General features: G+C 46.3%; 16 protein-coding genes. All 16 read left to right on the forward strand.

Annotated features, from left to right (window positions below; translation table 11 throughout):
- Window positions 1-52: 52 nt before the first annotated feature.
- The 16 genes from EYS13_RS00420 to EYS13_RS00495 all read left to right on the forward strand — a co-directional run bounded on the left by EYS13_RS00420 (window position 53) and on the right by EYS13_RS00495 (window position 18,575).
- Window positions 53-688 carry a flavodoxin family protein gene (locus EYS13_RS00420; protein WP_227764887.1) on the forward strand — a complete coding sequence of 212 codons (636 nt, stop codon included), beginning with the start codon at window positions 53-55 and terminating at the stop codon, window positions 686-688.
- A gap of 464 nt (window positions 689-1,152) precedes the next feature.
- Window positions 1,153-2,247, forward strand: a complete 1,095-nt coding sequence (locus tag EYS13_RS00425; RefSeq protein WP_227764889.1) for an ABC transporter permease — start codon at window positions 1,153-1,155, stop codon at window positions 2,245-2,247.
- A complete protein-coding gene (locus tag EYS13_RS00430) occupies window positions 2,247-3,164 on the forward strand; it encodes an ABC transporter permease (RefSeq protein WP_423055309.1) in 918 nt (305 codons plus the stop codon). Before EYS13_RS00425 ends, EYS13_RS00430 begins: the two co-directional genes overlap by 1 nt.
- Window positions 3,165-3,226: 62 nt before the next feature.
- Window positions 3,227-4,576, forward strand: a complete 1,350-nt coding sequence (locus EYS13_RS00435) for an amidohydrolase family protein (RefSeq protein WP_227764893.1) — start codon at window positions 3,227-3,229, stop codon at window positions 4,574-4,576.
- 160 nt (window positions 4,577-4,736) lie between these two features.
- Window positions 4,737-5,762 carry a BMP family protein gene (locus EYS13_RS00440; protein WP_227764895.1) on the forward strand — a complete coding sequence of 342 codons (1,026 nt, stop codon included), beginning with the start codon at window positions 4,737-4,739 and terminating at the stop codon, window positions 5,760-5,762.
- A 184-nt stretch (window positions 5,763-5,946) separates the two neighbouring features.
- Window positions 5,947-6,618 (forward strand): flavodoxin family protein, encoded by a 672-nt coding sequence (locus tag EYS13_RS00445; RefSeq protein ID WP_227764897.1) that lies wholly within the window; start codon window positions 5,947-5,949, stop codon window positions 6,616-6,618.
- A gap of 21 nt (window positions 6,619-6,639) precedes the next feature.
- Window positions 6,640-6,915 carry a MoaD/ThiS family protein gene (locus tag EYS13_RS00450; RefSeq protein ID WP_227764899.1) on the forward strand — a complete coding sequence of 92 codons (276 nt, stop codon included), beginning with the start codon at window positions 6,640-6,642 and terminating at the stop codon, window positions 6,913-6,915.
- Between the two features lie 26 nt (window positions 6,916-6,941).
- Entirely contained in the window at window positions 6,942-8,459 is a 1,518-nt protein-coding gene (locus EYS13_RS00455; RefSeq protein WP_227764901.1) for an ABC transporter ATP-binding protein, read from the forward strand.
- A gap of 82 nt (window positions 8,460-8,541) precedes the next feature.
- Window positions 8,542-9,561, forward strand: coding sequence for a BMP family protein (locus EYS13_RS00460; protein WP_227764903.1), 1,020 nt, complete (start codon window positions 8,542-8,544; stop codon window positions 9,559-9,561).
- A 100-nt stretch (window positions 9,562-9,661) separates the two neighbouring features.
- Window positions 9,662-11,362, forward strand: a complete 1,701-nt coding sequence (locus tag EYS13_RS00465; RefSeq protein ID WP_227764905.1) for an aldehyde ferredoxin oxidoreductase C-terminal domain-containing protein — start codon at window positions 9,662-9,664, stop codon at window positions 11,360-11,362.
- Between the two features lie 64 nt (window positions 11,363-11,426).
- Window positions 11,427-12,578 (forward strand): iron-containing alcohol dehydrogenase family protein, encoded by a 1,152-nt coding sequence (locus tag EYS13_RS00470; protein WP_227764906.1) that lies wholly within the window; start codon window positions 11,427-11,429, stop codon window positions 12,576-12,578.
- A gap of 130 nt (window positions 12,579-12,708) precedes the next feature.
- A complete protein-coding gene (locus EYS13_RS00475; protein ID WP_227764909.1) occupies window positions 12,709-13,569 on the forward strand; it encodes a MurR/RpiR family transcriptional regulator in 861 nt (286 codons plus the stop codon).
- 235 nt (window positions 13,570-13,804) lie between these two features.
- Window positions 13,805-14,869 (forward strand): BMP family protein, encoded by a 1,065-nt coding sequence (locus EYS13_RS00480; RefSeq protein WP_227764910.1) that lies wholly within the window; start codon window positions 13,805-13,807, stop codon window positions 14,867-14,869.
- 124 nt (window positions 14,870-14,993) lie between these two features.
- Entirely contained in the window at window positions 14,994-16,508 is a 1,515-nt protein-coding gene (locus tag EYS13_RS00485) for an ABC transporter ATP-binding protein (RefSeq protein WP_227767735.1), read from the forward strand.
- On the forward strand, window positions 16,508-17,623 hold the full coding sequence (locus tag EYS13_RS00490; protein ID WP_227764913.1) for an ABC transporter permease: 1,116 nt from the start codon (window positions 16,508-16,510) through the stop codon (window positions 17,621-17,623). The genes EYS13_RS00485 and EYS13_RS00490 overlap by 1 nt, the downstream gene beginning before the upstream one ends.
- A gap of 1 nt (window position 17,624) precedes the next feature.
- Window positions 17,625-18,575, forward strand: a complete 951-nt coding sequence (locus EYS13_RS00495) for an ABC transporter permease (RefSeq protein WP_227764915.1) — start codon at window positions 17,625-17,627, stop codon at window positions 18,573-18,575.
- Window positions 18,576-18,603: the final 28 nt, after the last annotated feature.

Consider the following 18,603-nt stretch of genomic DNA (forward strand, 5'->3'; position numbering starts at 1 on the left):
AAAGATACTGAAAGTATCCTGACCAGCAAGCGCATCTTGAGGAGGAGTAGTGATGGTTAAAATCTTAGGCATCAGCGGCAGTCCAAGGAAAGGCGCTACCGAATATGTGGTGGGGGAAGCGCTTAAAGCTGCTGCTGAAATACCGGGCGTGGAAACGGAGATGATTACCCTTCGCGGCAAAAAAATTGCTCCGTGCAACCATTGTGATTATTGCCGGCGTGAGAAGACATGGTGTGTTATTAAAGATGACATGCTTGATCTGATTACCAAGTTTATAGAAGCGGATGCATTTATTATAGCTTCGCCTGTTTATGTATATACCACAACACCACAGTTGCAGGCATTCTTTAGCCGGATGAGAGCATGTTTCCATGTGTTTCCCGGCAGGCTGCGCAATAAATTCGGAGCGGCTATTGCCGTAGGGGGTACCCGAAACGGCGGACAGGAGATGACCATTAATACCATTATTAACCTGCTGATGGCCAGGGGCATTAATGTTGTAAGCAATGAGACTGGCGGATATGCCGGTGGCAAAGTTTGGTCCAAAGATAAAAAGGCTGAAGGTGCTGCCGAGGATTTGATTGGCATGGAGACAGTTACGAAGCTTGCTAAAAAACTGGCAGAAGTGGCCGTAACTTATGCGGCCGGACTAAAAGCTATAGCAGAAAATACAGATCAGGTAGGGTAAACAGCTTAATGATTAATATGGTGGTCTAAATTCAGAAGAGTTTTCCTCTGGATAATTTCACATTGCCATGCTTTGTCAACACAAAGATGTTTTAGAAGAGTGAAATAAAAATTTTTGTTTAACTATGTTGAAAACGTTTGATTATAGAGGAATTTGGTTGCTAGTTGTAGAATATATGCTTTAGAAATACTGAAAAAGTTAAATTTAACAAAATTAAAACTAACCTAAAACTAAGGTCTGCAAACCACTGATTTTATTCAAGTTGTGTTTTTAAAATTAGTTGGTTTTAAGAGAGGTCCGGGTTGGCCAAGTTGCCGGTTTAAACGAACAAGTCTTGGGTGTAGTAGCATTGAAAGGGGTGAGGGCCGCGCTATGCTGATTGTTCAAGGCCGGTGCCACGCTTGGTTTATCTTGGGCAGTGATGAATTAAGACTTTGCCAATTACCAAACGCGGGAGGGAGAACATGGCAACTAAAGATGTAACAAACGGTGAAAACATAATAATCAAAGGTATGAAAAGCTTAACACTGCCATTGCTGGCTATAATTTCGGCGTTGGTATTAGGTGCGATAATTATCATTCTGATGAAGCTGGACCCTATCAAAGCATACCAAAGCCTTTTAAAAGGCTCATTGGGCAGCACTAATGCGATCGGTGAGACTTTGGTTAAAACTACGCCGCTTATTTTTACAGGCTTAAGTTTCGCGCTGGCAAAACGGTGCGGTTTAATTAACCTCGGTGCAGAAGGACAGCTATATATGGGTGGTTTTTTGGCAACTGTAGTGGGTATCTATATAAAAGGACTGCCCTTGTTTATTCATTTGCCATTGGCAATCCTGGCAGGTTTTATTGGAGGAGGCTTATGGGGACTTTTAGCTGCGTGGCTGAAAGTGAAATTCGGGGCCAGTGAGTTGATTACCACAATTATGTTAAACTATATAGCTATTCACTGGGTCAGTTATCTGGTTACCGGACCCATGAAAGAGCCGCCGGGGAATTTCCCGCAAACGCCGGCAGTGGAGTTATCTGCACAGTTGCCCAGGATACTTCCGGGGACAAGGCTGCATTTAGGGTTGATAGTTGCTTTGTTGGCTATTGTATTATTTTATATCTTTCTCTGGAAAACAACAGTTGGTTATGAAACCAGGGTTGTGGGGCAAAACATTGATGCCGCCCGGTATGCCGGAATAAATCCAGAGCGCAATGCATATTTAGCAATGTTTATCGCGGGCGGCTTTGGCGGAATGGCTGGCATGAACGAGATCTTGGGAATACAGCAAAGGTTGTTTCAGGCATTTTCCCCGGGTTACGGTTTTGACGGCATTGCAGTCGCGCTGCTTGGACAGAACACTCCTATCGGTATTCTTCTATCCGGAATACTGTTTGGCATTTTGCGCAGCGGTGCCAATATGATGCAAATGGCTGCCAAGGTCCCCATTGCAGTAATCTATATTATTCAGGCTTTAGTTATCATGTTCGTCGTCGGCAGTAGCATTTTTACCATGCTGCAGAAACGTAGAAGTTTAGCAGCCGCCGCGAAGGGAGGCAACGTCCAGTGATAGATGTAATTACAAATTTCCTTGCAGCAGATATTCGCACAGCGACACCGATTCTGTTGGCTGCCCTGGGCTTGGTTTACGGAGAAAGATCCGGTGTGGTAAACATCGGCGCTGAGGGGATGATGTTGACCGGAGCGTTAGCCGGTGTAGCCGGGTCCTATTATTTGGGGAGCGCATGGTATGGGGCTTTAGCCGGCATGCTTTGCGGCGCTTTGATTTCTCTTATCTTTGCTTATTTAACAATTACAGTTAAGGCAGACCAGGTAGTTGTGGGTGCGGCAATCAATATTTTGGGACTGGGAATAACGACTTCCTTTGCCCGCGTTATGTTTGGTGTTAATACCGCTCCGCCCAAAATCGATTCTTTCACTCCGGTAGCGGTACCTGTATTATCCAAAATTCCTGTAATCGGACCGGTGTTCTTCCAACAGAACGCTTTAGTTTATATTGCCTTGCTGCTTGTCCCGGTTGCCTATTTCATTTTGTTTAAAACTGATATCGGTTTAAAAGTAAGGGCAGTGGGCGAACACCCCAAAGCTTGCGACACAGTGGGTATTGACGTATATAAAGTACGTTACGGCAGTGTCCTTGTTAGCGGCTTATTATCAGGTTTGGCTGGCTCCTACGTATCGCTGGGACTTTTGAGCTTTTTTACGGAAAATATGATAGCCGGCCGGGGTTTCATAGCTTTGGCAGCGGTTATCTTTGGCAAGTGGAATCCACTGGGCGCTTTGGGCGCAGCCCTGCTGTTCGGTGCAGGAGATGCCCTGCAGTTCCGCTTGCAGGCTTCAGGGACCGAGATTCCGTTTCAATTCCTGCTCATGGTGCCGTATATATTGACTATTTTAGCTTTGGCAGGCTTTGTTGGTAAGTCCCAGGGACCTGCCGCCAGTGGTGTGCCCTACAGCAAAGAATAATTAGTTATCGCTTGCTGGAATAAAGCTAGGTGCACACTGTCGTTGCACAGAGAGGTGAGTAGATGTCGACTTTAATTAAAAATGGCTGGATCCTTACCATGGATGACGATAGCACAGTCTACGCTAACGGTTACCTTTGGATTTCCGCTGACCGGATCGCGGAAGTGGGACAGGATCCTGAACGGCAAGATGAGCTTTCCCGGGAAGCGGATGAGGTCATTGATGCAGCTGGTAAAATTGTCATACCCGGCCTCATCAATGCCCATACCCACCTGTTCCAGACTTTTACCAGGGGTTTAGCTGATGATAAACCTCTGTTGGATTGGCTGCGGGAAGAAATCTGGCCTTTTTCGTTAAAAATGGAAGAGGAAGACTTTTATTTGGCGGCACTTATCGGTTGCGTGGAAAATTTGAAAACCGGTGCAACCAGCGTAATTGATCAGCATTATATTCATACCACCAAGGGTACTTCCGACAGGGTGTTCAGCGCCATGCAGCAAAGCGGAATCAGGGGCAGCCTTTGCCGGTGCTTTGCCAATATAGAATACCATCCGGATTTAAGGGAAGAGAAAGAAGTCATTTTAGGCGAACTGGAGCGTTTGTACAGGGAATGGCATGGGAAAGCAGACGGCAGGCTGACATTGTCGGTAGGTCCGTTGAACCCATGGGGCTGCAGCCCGGACCTGCTGGTGGAAAGCGCTGAGTTTGCAAGGGGGCATGGTTTAAAATATCAGGTTCACACAGCTGAGACCCGCTCCGTTGTGGAACGTACTGTTGAAAAGTACGGTAAGAGGAATGTTGCATTTTTCCATGAACTCGGGGTTTTAGGGCCGGATACGCAGCTGGTGCATGCTGTATGGCTGGATGATACTGAAATCGACATGGTAAAAGACTCCGGCGCCATGATCGTGCACTGTCCGGTTGCCAATATGTATCTGGCTTCAGGTGTGGCTCCGGTGCCAAAGTATTTGGAAAATGACATTATTGTGGCTTTGGCGACTGATGGACCAGGCAGCAACAACAGTCAGGATATGGTGGCGGTTCTCAAGTTTACCGCCTGCCTGCATAAAGTTTCGACATTGAACTCCACTGTGCTTTATCCTGAAGATGTTCTGGCTATGGCCACCGCAGGCGGGGCAAAGGCAATGGGCAGGGAAGATTTGGGCAAGCTTGCCAAAGGCATGAAAGCGGACATAGTTATTGTGGACTGGAAAAAACCTCATATCGCACCTGTCCATAGGCCTGTATCGGCTCTAGTATACAACGCCAATGGGAATGATGTAGATACTGTGCTGGTAGACGGTAAAGTAGTAGTTAAAAATGGAAAAGCGGTTCTTGTCGATGAGGAGGCATTAATTGCTGAATGCCAAGGCCGAATTAAAGCCATTCGCAAAGCGTTGGGCAGAGACTAACGGCAGCTGCTGTTAGCCTGTTTCTGATATAATTTTGCGAAAGGGGGTGGCACAAGGCCAATTCGGTATAAACACGATTAGAAGCGAAGCCAAGTGTTTTTCCATCAAGTCTTTCCCGTTCGACTCTAAAAGCTACGGGTAAAAAAATTAAGGAGGAAAAATGATGAAGCGGTTTCTAAGTGTTGGTTTAATCTTGGTATTGCTTGCAGCCCTCTTGCTGGCCGGCTGCGGCGGTTCCAAACAGGCTGAAGACAACAAAGATAATGCAAGTGCACCCCAGAAAGACAAGCTTAAAGTTGCGGCTTTACTACCAGGCACTATCAACGACCAAGGATGGAATGCTACTGCCTATCGCGGCCTGAAGCTAATTGAAGAAAAATTCGGTGCTGAAATTGCTTATACCGAGAAAGTGGCCCAGTCGGATATGGAAGAAAACTTCCGCGGCTATGCTTCACAGGGATTTGACATAGTGATTGGTCATGGCTTTGAGTTTGGGGATGCTGCTAAAAAAGTAGCTCCTGAATTTCCGGATGTTAAGTTCATTGTAACCAGCACCAACATCCACCAAGAGCCGAACCTGGCCTCTTTGAATACCGATAACTACGAGCAAGGGTTCTTACAAGGCGTAGTTGCAGGCTTAATCACTAAAACCGGTAAGGTAGGAGCTGTTGGTGGCATGGAGATTCCTCCTATAGCTGATTCTCTTAGGGGATTTGAAAAAGGTGCAAAATATGTAAACCAAAATGTTGAGGTGCTTTCCGCATTTACCGGTGATTTTGAAGATGCAGCCAAGGCTAAAGAAACTGCTTTGGCCATGATTGAAAAAGGCGCGGATGTGATTATGGCAGACGCTGACCAGGCAGGGATAGGCGCTATTGAAGCCGCTAAAGAAAAAGGCGTCCTGGCAATAGGCGCTAACGGTGACCAGAACTCTTTGGCCCCTGATACGGTTGTAACCAGTGGTTTTGATGACCTGGCATTTGCCATGGAGATCCTTGTTAACGACATTGTTAACGGCAAGTTCGAACCCAAGTTCTACGATCTTGGAGTTGCAGAAGGTGCTGTCTACCTGGCTCCGTACCATAGCTTTGAAGATAAGCTAGATCAGGCCGTTAAAGATAAAATTCAACAGATCTTTGAAGATATGAAATCCAATAAGCTTGATGCCCACGCTCTAGATAAATAATGTGAATATCAATAGTTTAATATTGGGGAGGGTTACTCCCTCCCCTTACATTTTAATATTATGATTCTTTTAGATTTTCAAAGGTAAGCGGCGTTTTTTATAGCTTTCGAAAACAATATGTGGGGCCGGCGCCCCGCGTTGTTAAATAAAATTCAAGTCACTGTAAACACACAGGAGGGAAACTATGGCTAAAATTTTAGGGATATGCGGGAGTGTCCGGAAAGGAGCAACAGAACACGCAGTAAGGGAAGCACTCAAAGCGGCAGAGAAAATTCCAGGAATCGAAACAGAATTTTGGACGGTCCGGGGGAAGAAAATAGGGTACTGTGTGCACTGTGACCGTTGCATCAGGGATAAGACCATGTGTGTCATTCAAGATGATCTCAAAGAACTGGAAAACCTCGTTTTGGAGGCCGACGGATTTATCATTGGCTCTCCGGTATACGACATGAACATTTCTGCCCAATTGACAGCAGTGTTCAATAGGTTAAGACCTATCTACCTTGTACACCCGGGGGTATTGAAAAACAAAGTAGGCGGGGCAATAGCCACCGGTGGAACCAGGCATGGCGGGCAGGAATTTGCCCTACAAGCTATTTTGAATTTCTACATCATGCATGAAATGCTGGCTTGTGGCGGATTAGGCGGCTGCTACAACGGCGGCAAAATCTGGTCTAAAGACATGAAAGCCCAAGGAGCAATAGATGATGCCGTAGGCATGGATACAGTAAGAAGGCTGGGCCGTGGTGTGGCGGAAGCGGCTATTGTTACGGCGCTGGGAAGAAAAGAATGGAGGGAAAAAGCCAAAGAACTAAATATTGACATTGAAGGCCAATCACCCCTGCGTGACCACTAAAATGGCGGAGAGAGAATTTAAATGCAAGTCCATGTAAAGTATTTTAACATCCTTCAGGAAGTTACAGGAAAGAAGGAAGAAATCCTAGATGTTGAGGACAATGCGGATTTGGCAGCCCTGATAGCCTTAATAGCGGGGAAGTACGGCGAATCAGAAATGGCGTTTTTCGACAGGGAAAAGAGGAGTCTTGCGGCCCATATTAGGGTATTTGTTGATAAAAAGCTAGTATATAATCCGGAGTATAAACTTTATGAAGGAGCCCAAGTCGCTTTGTTTTTTGCAGTAGTCGGCGGCTAATCTATAATATGTGAGGTGGTCCTCTGATGTCCGCTTTTTTACAAATGAAAAACATTGTCAAGCAATTTCCGGGTGTTCGGGCTAACGATAATGTAAACTTTGAAGTGGAAGCCGGAGAAGTGCATACCCTTTTGGGGGAAAATGGCGCCGGGAAGAGTACTCTGATGAGTATCCTTTACGGGCTGTATCAGCCCACGTCCGGGGAAATCTATTTAAAAGGTAAAAGAGTTGAAATTACTTCTCCGAAAGTGGCTATTGAGCTTGGAATCGGAATGGTTCACCAGCATTTTATGTTAATTCCGGCCTTAACTGTTGTGGAAAATGTCATTCTGGGTATGAAGTCAGATAAGGGAGCAGTTTTGGATTTGGAAGGTGCTGCCAAAAAAATCACTGCCCTGTCCAGACAGTACAACATGGACATTGATCCCTGGGCTAAAGTGTGGCAGCTCAGTGTCGGCCAGCAGCAGCGACTGGAGATTATTAAAGCCCTTTACCGTGGCGCCGACCTGTTGATCTTGGATGAACCTACTGCTGTGTTGACTCCGCAGGAAGTAGAAGAATTGTTTGTAATGATGCGGAAGCTTACCCAGGAAGGGCATACTGTAATCTTTATCAGCCACAAGCTGGATGAAATTATGACCATCAGCCAGCGGGTGACCGTTTTGCGGGCCGGAAAATCAGTGGCAACAGTTAACACCAAGGATACGGATAAACAGGAGTTGGCAAGGCTCATGGTGGGCAGGGATGTATTCCTGCGCTTCGATAAGAAGCCTTGTTGCCCGGGGCAGCCTGTTTTGGAAATGCAAGGCGTGGAATGTTTAAATAATAAAGGTTTAAAAGCACTAAAACAGCTCTCTTTAACCGTTTGCGCCGGTGAAGTGCTTGGTATTGCCGGGGTTGACGGCAACGGACAGTCGGAGTTGGTGGAAACGATTACAGGTTTACGCAAAGTAACAGCGGGTACCGTAAAAGTTAACGGACAAGACGTGACAAATAAACCTCCCAGAGAAATTTTGGAGCATAAGGTTGCCCATATTCCGGAAGACCGGCATAAGCGCGGCCTGGTAATGGGTATGTCAATTAAGGAAAACGTTATGCTCATGAGTTATTATAAGAAGCCTTTTGCCAACGGTTTGTTCTTAGACTGGAAATATATCGAAAATTTTGCTGAAGAACTGGTGGAGCAGTATAACGTAAAAACTCCGGGCATCGAGGTGCTGGCTAAAAACCTTTCCGGCGGTAACCAGCAGAAGGTTATTCTGGGAAGGGAAATTTCCCGTGAACCAAACCTTTTAATTGCCATGCACCCCACCAGAGGTCTGGATATTGGAGCTACCGAATACGTGCATAAGCGGATCATTCAGGAAAGAGACAGGGGCTGTGGGGTACTCCTGGTTTCTACCGAGCTGGAAGAGATACTCTCTTTAAGCGACAGGATTGCTGTCATGTACGGTGGAGAAATCATGGGCATTGTCGATGCCAAAAATGCCAATATTGAAGAGTTAGGCCTGATGATGGCAGGAACGAAACAGGTGGCATGCTAAAGGCGTTTTTAGCCGTCAGCAATGACAAAGTGGGCGGTGCAAAATAAAGAAGGCAAAATAATTTCGGAGGAGAGGATGGAACATGTTTCAAAGGAAAAAATGGACTATTGCTCTGGTTTTGGTGCTGGCTCTAGCGGTTTTAGCCGGTTGCGGCGGACAGAAAGCTGACAACTCGGGAACTGAACAGCCCCAGGGTGACAGTAAAGAGACATTGAAAGTCGGTATTCTTTTACCGGGCAACATCAACGACAAGGGTTGGAACGCCAGCGCCTATGAGGGCTTGATGCAAGCTAAGGAAAAGTTTGGTGTAGAAGTGACTTATCAGGAGAATGTTACCCAGTCTGATATGGAGGAAGTATTCAGGAATTACGCGACAAACGGATATAACTTGATTATTGGTCATGGCTATCAATTTAGCGATGCAGCACAAAAGGTAGCGGAAGAATTTCCTGATGCCAAGTTTGCCATTCTTAACGGGTATGTAAGTAATGGCAAAAATTTGGCTTCATACAGTTTCACCAACTGGCAGCCTGGCTATGTTGCTGGGACCTTGGCCGGGTTATTGACTAAAACAAATAAAATCGGCGCTATTGGGGCTCAAAAAATACCTGTTATTGAGGACGCTTTAGAAGCTTTTAAAGATGCCGCTAAAGCTGTAAATCCAAATGCTGAGGTTGTTATAACCTATGTGGACTCTTGGGATGATGTGGCTAAAGGGAAAGAAACCGCATTGGCAATGATCAACAATGGTGCTGATGTCGTCACTTGCGATGCTAATGCAGTTGGCTTGGGCGCTATTGAAGCAGCAAAAGAAAAAGGTACTTATCATATCGGTTTTGTTGATGACCAATATAATGTTGCTCCTGAAGTAGTGGTAGCCAGCGCTATTCAAAGCAACCAGGAGATGGTTAAGTATGTAGTTAAAGCAGTATTGGACGGCAACTTCAAACCTGAACAAAATGTATTGGGTATTAAGGAAGGAGTAGAGGGAATCAGTTCCTTCCATGATTGGGAGAGCAAACTCCCCAAAGAAGTTATTGACAAAGTGATGCAAGTGAATCAAGATATAATTGATGGCAAGATCACCTGGACCAAAAAGTAAATACTGAAGGTCAAGGGTCGGGAAGCAGAATGCCGGTACCTCCTTGGGAGACATCTCAGGAAGTGCCGGCATTTTTAGTAATGAGAAAGGAAGGTGCACAGTGGACATTTTAAGAATTAACTTGGCCACCAAAGAGTGCGTAAGACAAAGCTTGTGCAGCAGTGAAGCAATAATCGGGGGCAGGGCTCTGACCAGTAAAATGCTGGTTGAAGAGATTCCCGCTGGTTGTGATCCTTTGGGTCCCGTTAACAAGCTGATTTTTGCCAACGGTGCTCTGGCTGCAGCGGGTGTGTCCAGCGCCGGCAGACTCTCCGTTGGCGGTAAAAGCCCTCTCACCGGAGGAGCAAAAGAGGCCAATGCAGGAGGAACGGCAGCCGACAGCCTTGCCAAGCTTGGTCTGAGGGCACTGGTGCTGGAGGATAAAGCTCCAAAAGGAGAAAGTTACATTATTGTACTGAATGACGAAGGCTGTTTTTTCCATAGCGCCGAAGAATATAAGGGGATGGGGAACTTTCAGTTGGCCGAAGCTCTCTTTGGTAAATACGGCAAAGAGAATTCCCTGATTACAGTTGGCCCGGCCGGTGAACAGGGGCTGTATGCTGCAGGAATTGCCGTGACGGATATGTATGGGAGGCCAAGCAGGATGGCTGCCAGGGGAGGCCTGGGCGCTGTAATGGGGACAAAAGGGGTTAAAGCTATTGTAATAAGCAAGAAAGGCAGTTACCGCTATCCCAACCTGAAAAGTGAAGAGTTTATGTCAGCCCGCAAAAAATTTAATGCTCAGGTTGCAAACAGCGAAAGGGTCCAGGTCCTAAAAAAATACGGCACCGCTTCTACAGTTATGGCAGTACAAAACCTTGGGGCTTTACCTACCAACAATTTCAGCGCCGGGCAATTTGAACATGCGGAAAAAATCAGCGGAGAAGCGTTATACGAGCTTATTCAAGCCAGAGGTGGGGAAGGCCGCAACTGGGAACCTTGCATGGCAGGTTGTTTGGTGCAGTGTTCCAATGTAGTTCCTGATGCCAGCGGCAAAGAATTGGTCGCCCCTTTGGAATATGAAACTATCTGCTTATTAGGCTCCAATTTAGGCATAGGAGACCTGGATGAAATTGGCAAACTTAATTGGCTATGTAACGATTTAGGTGTGGATACCATTGAAATCGGCGGGGCGCTAGGTGTAATGGCCGAAGCCGGTTTGGCCAATTTTGGCTCGTATGCGGACTTTGAAAGTATTTTGCAAGAAATGTACCGTGGGACTTTACAAGGAAGACTGGCCGGCATGGGTGCAGCGCTGTGCGGAACGATCCTGGGCATTGAAAGAGTACCTGCAGTAAAAAAACAGGCCATGTCAGCTTATGACCCCAGGGGAGTGAAGGGCACTGGAATAACTTATGCAACCACTCCCATGGGAGCAGACCATACAGCCGGCTTGACGGTCTTTTTCCCTGTGGATCACCACGACAAAACCGGCCAAGTCGAAATTTCCAGGAAAATGCAAATTCAGAGGGCGGCTTACGATGCCATGGGGCTTTGTGCTTTTTTAACAAGCGCCACCGGCCAGACACCCCAGGTAATTATCGACTTGGTGAATACATTGTATGGCATTGATTTTACTGTAGAACAGTGGAATAGTCTGGCATTGGAAACTATCAAGAGGGAGATTGAGTTTAACAGGGCGGCAGGCCTTGGTAAAGATACCGACCGCATTCCTGAATATTTTAAGCGGGAAAAACTTCCCCCCTTTGACTTGCTCTGGGATCTGGAGGATGAAGAACTGGAAGCTGTGTTCGGCTGTTAGCTGGCAGCTGCCTCGAAAATAACTGTAACGTCTGTGTCCATATTGCAAATAGGAGGTTATTTCTATGCCGAAAAGATTCTTTTTGCCCACCCAACTCATCCATGGAGCCGGTGCCTTAAAAGAGTTGGGGAAATTTGTTTCCAAAGATGATAACGTGATTGTGGTTACTGACAAAGGACTGGTCAAAGTTGGATTGGTGGAAAAGCTCTTGGCTGAGCTGGCGACCATTGGCGCCACGTGGGCTGTTTTTGATGACATCGAACCAAACCCCCATGCCGATACTGTTCGAAAGGCGCTGGCTTTTGCCAAGGAGCAGGGTGTCAATACGGTAGTCACTATAGGGGGCGGGAGCCCTATGGATGTGGCTAAGGTAGTAGCAATGCTTCTAACCAATGAAGGGGATATTTCTGATTACCAGTGGAACGGGAAAGCCGTAACTAAACCACCGGCAACGCTGGTGGCAATTCCAACCACCGCAGGTACGGGAAGCGAGGTAACGAGAACTGCGGTCATTATCGACAGGAATACTAAGAAAGGAATAGGAAATGATGCCTTGTTTCCCAAAGCGGCGCTGGTAGATCCCGAGCTGATGGTGTCTTTACCGCCTCAGATCACGGCTTTTACCGGCATGGATGCTTTAACCCACGCTATTGAAGCTTATGTTGGTTTAGGCGCCAACCCTGCTACCGATGCTTGGGCGTTACAGGCAATAGAACTGTTGGTAGAGTACCTACCAAAAGCATTTGCCAACGGAGCGGATCTGGAAGCCCGGGAAAAAGTTGCCCTGGCTTCGAGTATGGCCGGGGCGGCCATGGACCAAGCCGGCCTCGGTTTCATACATGCTATGTCAGGACCCTTAAGCAGTTACTATGATGTTCCGCACGGCCTGTCTAATGCTGTATTGCTTCCCTATGGCATGCAGTTTAATTTGATTGCTGCCCCGAAAAAAATGGCCCGAATCGCCCAACTTTTTGGGGTAGATACTTTTGGCATGAGCCTAAGGGAAGCAGCCCAGGCAGCTGTGGACGCAGTGGAACAGCTCTGCCGGGATTTAGAAATTCCTGCGGATTTGAGCAGTTACTGCCAGGCAGAGGAAGACATTGAGAAGTTTGCAGTGGAAGCAATAAATATGTTCTTGATGCGTAACAACCCCAGAAGACCAAGGGTTAGCGATTGTGCTGACGTATTCAGAAAAGTCCTGCTACCCGAGAAATAAGTAATTATTGGCTTGATTAACGTAGCCCCCAATAGGGGGCTATTTTTTTATAATATTTTATTCAAGGGAAGGAGTTTCAAAAATAAAGTCGAACTATAAAAATAAGTTTCATAACAAAAGGAGCAATTGAATGGCAAATAAAAAGATCTCCCGTGGTGCATATGCCAGGATCCAATCCACGTATTCAACGCTTTTACCTGCAGAGAAACAAATAGCCGACTTTATCTTAAAAAATGCGGAGAAAATTGAAGAGCTTTCAATTAACGAATTGGCCAGCTATGCCCAGACGAGCAAGTCTACTGTGACCAGGTTTTGCCAGAGACTGGGCTATGATGGATTTAAACAATTCCGGTTGTCAGCTGCAAAAGACCATGTGATGGGTTTTGATTACAGCCAGGAACTCTCTGATGAAGAAACAAATACAGCTGATCTGGTGCAAAACATCTGCCAGTCCAACGCCAGGGCTTGTTTGGACACTCCCCTGCTTTTAGATCCTGAAAGCTTGGAAAAAGCAACCCGGATTTTACTTAAAGCTAAAAGAATCTTTATTTTTGGTGACGGCCCTGTGGCTTCTGTAGCTATAGATTTTTTTCAAAAAATGCTGCGTCTAGGTTTATTCTGCGTATATTCCATGGACCGTAGGTTTCAGCAGATGCAGGCGGTATTAACAACGAAGGAGGATGCAGTAATTGCCTTTGATTTAGCTGGTTCTACCAAATCCACCATTACTGCGATTAAGTCAGCCAGAAATAATGGCAGTAAAACCATCGCAGTAACCAATACTGTAGGGGCCCCTATCACTAAAGAGGCCGAATTGAGTTTGTTTGGTCCCGGGAGGATAGGATCCCATCTTACAGGAACCCTAGAGCCAAGAATAGTGCAGCTATGTATTGTTGACTGCCTGTTTACGCTGCTGGTAAAGTTATCTGGTGAAAAAGCCACAGCAAATCTAAAAAAGACAAAAGAAGTTATTTTATCCGACTGGGTATAACAAATAAGTAAGACTTTATTGTTTAGAAATGATAAAAATATAGACAAAATTTTGTTATCTGCAAAATTTCTAAGAGGAATTTTGTCTAAGGTAGCGAATCACAATCATGTGGTTGCTATAATGAACATGTAAAAGTGAAGTTCAGCTAAGTAAAAGGAGGGAGGTTAGGAGAAAAATCGGGTGGGTAAAAGGTGGTTGGGCAAAAAAGTTAAAAAGTTAATTAGAGGAGGAACTTATGTTGAAAATCCGTAAGCACAATAAGTTGTTAATGGTGTTGTCCCTGTTAACGGTTTTAAGCTTGTTGGTGATTGGTTGCTCCGCGCCTAAAGCTCCCGAGGAAAAGGGCGGAGAGCAAAAAGATGACAGCGCAGCTAAGGATACTTTTAAGGTTGCCACAGTCTTAACCGGTCCAATTAATGATGCCGGTTGGAATGAATCAGCTTATAAAGGTTTGATGAAGGCAAAAGAAACTCTTGGCGTGGAAGTTGCTTACACCGAAAACGTACCCCAGCCCGATTTCGAAACTGCAATCCGTGACTATGCTGACAAGGGCTATGACCTGATTATTGCTCACGGTTTTGAATTTACCGATGCAGCCAAAGCAGTTGCTCCCAATTACCCTGATATTCAGTTTGCTGTAGTTAACGGCAGTGTTGCTCAAGAGCCGAACCTTGGTTCTTTCCGCTTTGACACTCCGCAAGTAGGTTTTCTGGCCGGTGCATTTGCCGGTTTAATCACTAAGAGTAATGTAGTGGGAATGATTGGCGGCATGAAATTCCCCCACATTCAAGATTCTTTAACTGGCTTTGAAGCGGGTGCCAAGTATGTCAATCCCGACGTGAAAGTATTACAGGCATACACCGAGTCCTGGACAGATATTCCTAAAGGGAAAGAAACAGCACTGGCTATGATCGACCAGGGGGCAGACGTTGTTTGCACCAACGCCAACCAGGTTGGCCTAGGAGGCATTGAAGCTGCCAAGGAAAGAGGCGTTTACGCCATCGGTTATATTGATGACCAGTACAAAGTTGCCCCCGGTACTGTGCCGGTTTCCGCCATTCAGAGCGTTGAAGACCTGGTAGTCAAGATCATTGAAATGGCTAAAGCCGAGCCTATTAAACCGCAAACCTACCTCCTGGGTGCTAAAGACGGTGTTGTGAGACTGTCTGATTTCTATGAGCTTGGGAAAGAACCTGTACCGGATGAAATCAAGCAGAAAATGCAGGAAATCCTTGAAGGTTTAAAAGACGGTTCACTTAAGGAACAGGGAATTGTTCCTAAATCCAGCTTTGAAAAATAAGCAGATAAAGTTCCCGGGGTTTTATCCCCGGGAAGTTTTTTAAACCAGTGCCGCCACCGGGCAGGCAGGAAAGAGAGGTAGAAACGTCTTGGCAAATTCAAATCAGACAGAAATCCTGGTGGAAATGCGGGGCATAACTAAACAGTTTCCCGGTGTTCTGGCTAACGATAACGTTGACTTTGAGCTGCGCAGAGGGGAAATTCATACTCTTTTAGGAGAAAACGGTGCGGGTAAATCGACTCTGATGAATATCCTCTATGGCATGTATGCTCCTGACAATGGAGAGATCTATATAAAGGGAAAAAAGGTTTATTTTAAGTCTCCTGCTGACGCTATAGCCCACCGGATTGGGATGATACACCAGCATTTCATGCTAATTCCGCCCCTAACAGTAGTAGAGAATGTGGCTCTCGGGCTTAGGGATCAAAACCCTTTCCGATTAGATCTAAAAAAGGTTGAAAAGGAAATTATGGAGTTGTCCGAGAAATTTGGCTTGGATATTGATCCTTGGGCTAAAATTTGGCAGCTTTCGGTAGGGGCGCAGCAGCGGGTAGAAATTTTAAAGGCCCTTTACCGGGGGGCAGACGTTTTGATTATGGATGAGCCTACAGCTGTTTTAACTCCGCAGGAAGTGGAAGAGCTGTTTGTTGTTTTGCAAGATTTAGCCGGCCAGGGCAATGGCATAATATTCATCTCTCACAAACTATGGGAAGTTATGCGAATTTCCAATCGGGTTACAATCCTGAGAGACGGCAGAAAAATCGACACAGTTAATACCACGGATATAACCAAAAATCAGTTGGCCGCCATGATGGTAGGCAGGGAAGTAATACTGCAGTATGAACATCCGGAGGTTGAATTGGGTCCGGTTGTTTTAGAGTTACAGGATGTTTGCGCCAGCGGTGATAAAGGTCTCCCAGCTCTTACTAATGTCAGCTTTAAAGTTCATGGCGGTGAAATAGTAGGAATTGCGGGAGTAGATGGCAACGGGCAAAAAGAGCTGGCAGAGGTAATTCACGGCTTGCGTAAAGTTACCGGTGGTAGGATCCTTTTAGACGGGAAAGATGTTACCAACAAGCCACCTAAAGAAATTCTTGATTCGGGTTTGGGGCATATCCCGGAGGACCGCCATAAAACAGGTTTAGTACTGGATTTCAGCATTGCAGAGAATATGGTATTGGAGACATTTGATGAGGAGCCTTTCACCAGCCGAGGTTGGTATCAGCCCAATGCGGTCAAGGACTTTGCCTGGAAGAAAGTGGAGGAGTTTGATGTGCGCTGTCCCGGCGTTGACACTTTAGCCCGCTCTCTTTCTGGCGGAAACCAGCAGAAAATTGTTTTAGCCCGGGAAATTAGCCGCAGCCCAAAGCTTTTGGTTGCGGCCCAGCCTAGCCGCGGTTTGGATGTCGGGGCTACTGAATTTGTACAGCGCCGTCTAATAGAAGAACGTACAAAAGGCAGAGCGGTGCTCTTGATTTCCACTGACCTGGATGAGGTGTTGGCTGTTTCTGACCGCGTGCTGGTTATTTACGAAGGTCAAATTATGGGTCAAATTATTCCCGGCCAAGCAACTTTTGAAGAGATCGGACTGTTGATGGCAGGTACCCGCCAGGACAGCGGTGAAGGGAGTGACAAATAATGAAGGAAGAAATCAATATTTCCCGTTTGAACATCAAGAAAAGACAAAAAGAAAATAAATCAGTTTTTGGCATCTTTGCTCCCTTTATTGCTGTGGTGTTAGCTTTGCTTGTAGGTGCGTTAATTATTGCGATGGCAGGGGCTAGCCCTCTTTATGCTTACCAATGGTTACTTTATGGAGCTTTCGGCAGCTTAAACAGCTTTTCGGAGACTTTAATCAAAACTACTCCCCTGTTGATATCGGGACTGGGCTTGGCAATTGCTTTTAGAAGCAACATGATCTCCATTGGTGCCGAGGGGCAGATCATTATGGGAGGCCTGTTTGCCACCTTGGCAGGGTTATATATCACAGGTTTGCCGGCTGTAGTTATGATTCCTCTTTTGATCATTGCCGGTTTTATCGGTGGAGCAATTTGGGGCGCTATTCCAGGTTTGCTGAAGGCCAAGCTGGGAGTATCTGAAATAATCAATACCATTATGCTCAACTACATTGCCCTGTACTTTGTTAACTACTTGCTGGATATTCCCTTGCGGGAACCTCCCGGTTACTTTCCGCAGAGCGCGCAAATTGTTAAGGAAGCGTGGCTGCCGGTTATACTTCCCGGTACCAGGCTGCACGCCGGCTTCCTGCTTGGTTTGCTTTTGGTAGTGGCATACTATTTCCTGATGTTTAGATTGCCTTTAGGCTACAAGATCAGGGCAGTGGGCCTTAACCCTCATGCCGCCAGGTATGGTGGAATCAACGTAGAGCGCAACATGGTTATTGCTATGGCATTATCAGGCGGGTTGGCTGGAATTGCCGGTATGAGCGAAATTGCCGGCGTACAGCATCGACTTTTAGGTGCTTTTTCCTCGGGTTACGGGTTTGATGCTATTGCAGTGGCCTTGTTAGGAAAGCTCCATCCGTTAGGGGTGCTTGCTTCGGCGCTGTTTTTCGGAGCGCTAAGGGTTGGGGCTAACAGCATGCAGCGGGCTGCACAGGTTCCTGCCTCTGTGGTTTATGTAATCCAGGGACTGGTAGTGATCTTTGTTTTAACTGATACTTTTTTACAAAAGCACATGGTTAGCTGGCGTAAATCCAGGCCGGCAAAAAAGACGTCAGGAGAGGAGGCTTAACATGGATTGGTCAAAAGTTTTCAATGAAGTATTTATAATCGGCTTCTTAACTGCGTCAGTCAGAATGGCCGCTCCCCTTCTCCTGGCAAGCCTTGGTGCCATTTTTACCGCCAGGGTAGGCATTATCAACCTGGCTTTGGAGGGTATCATGCTGGTTGGGGCTTTTAGCGGCTTTTACGGAGCTTATTTGACCGGCAATCCTCTTGTTGGTGCTTTATTTGGCATGGCTGGTGGGGCCTTAACAGCTCTTATCTTAGGTTTTTTAGCAATTACTGTGGGTGCAAACCAGACAGTTGCAGGCACTGGGATTAATATTTTTGCCCTGGGAATTACCAGTTATTTGCTGAGCGTTGCTTTCGGAATCGGAAACAGGCCTTCTGCAGTGCCTTCTTTTAAGGAAATTCCGATACCGGTCCTGGCTGACATCCCGATAATCGGTCCGATGCTTTTTAACCATATAGGGCTTGTCTATCTGGCTTTCCTACTGGTACCGGTGGTTTGGTATATTCTTTTCCGCACTCCTTTTGGGTTGACTATGCGTTCTGTGGGGGAACACCCCAAAGCTGTTGATACTTTGGGCGGAAATGTAATTAGAACCAGATACATTTGCGTAATCATTTCCGGTATTTTAGCCGGTTTGGGCGGTGCTGTCCTTTCTATAGGACAATTGTCCGTATTTATGGAAAATATCACGGCCGGCAGAGGTTATATAGCTTTAGCTGCTGTTACATTTGGCAAATGGAATCCTTTAGGAGTGCTTGGAGCCTCTATGCTTTTTGGGGCTGCAGACGGGCTGCAGCTCCGGCTGCAGGCCGTAGGGCTCAAGATTCCTTACCAGTTCCTCCTCATGCTCCCATATCTTTTGACCATGATTGCTTTGGCAGGGTTGGTAGGAAAAACCACGCCTCCTGCAGCTATGGGTAAACCTTACTCTAAACAAGATGCAAGATGAGGTTGCGTAAGTTTGTGTGCCTGTAAAA

Source organism: Zhaonella formicivorans, assembly GCF_004353525.1.
GTDB lineage: Bacteria > Bacillota > DUOV01 > DUOV01 > Zhaonellaceae > Zhaonella > Zhaonella formicivorans.